Source organism: Pyrobaculum sp., from assembly GCF_049971835.1.
GTDB lineage: Archaea > Thermoproteota > Thermoprotei > Thermoproteales > Thermoproteaceae > Pyrobaculum.
Genome location: NZ_JBMFKV010000427.1, coordinates 1 through 504, shown reverse-complemented (window position 1 = coordinate 504; position 504 = coordinate 1). Strand labels below are relative to the sequence as shown.

At 62.5% G+C, this 504-nt stretch carries 1 protein-coding gene; it reads right to left on the bottom strand.

What is annotated here, in order from left to right:
• On the bottom strand, positions 1 to 504 hold a 504-nt coding region (locus tag ACP5J3_RS15090), incomplete at both ends, for a hypothetical protein (RefSeq protein ID WP_428496420.1).

Here is a 504-nt window from a genome sequence, read left to right as displayed (position 1 = left end):
TAGGCGTCGAAAAGCTCGTAGGCCCTCCCCAGCGCCTTTAGCATCTCAGACGCCGTTTTGAGGCCCAGCCTCTCGGCGGCCCATATCACATACGCCAGCTCCCTCTCCCCCAGCACGGGAGCCTTTAGGTATTCAACCAGGCGCGGATAGGCCTCCAGCGCCTTGACGTACTCCTTCAACACAGCCCTAGCCCTCTCCACGTCCTTGGCGCCGGCTACAACCTCCCTCGCTGAGTACAGAGCCAGAGCCGCCTCAGCCGCGGAGGGCGAGATGGAGGCGATTCTAATCAACAGCCTCGCCGAGTCGGGGTCTAGGTACTTCTCCAGCTCAGCCCTCAACCTCGCAAGCTCTGCAGAAGCGGCCTCGACGGCCTCCCTCCTAAACGTCTCAACAAGCTTAGCCGACTCCTCACCCGGCTTAGCGCCGGCCTTCAGTAGAAGAGAAATCGCCGCCGGCGCCTCTTGGTAGAGCCTCTTCAGCTCCTCCTCCCTCTCCCTCGTCGGC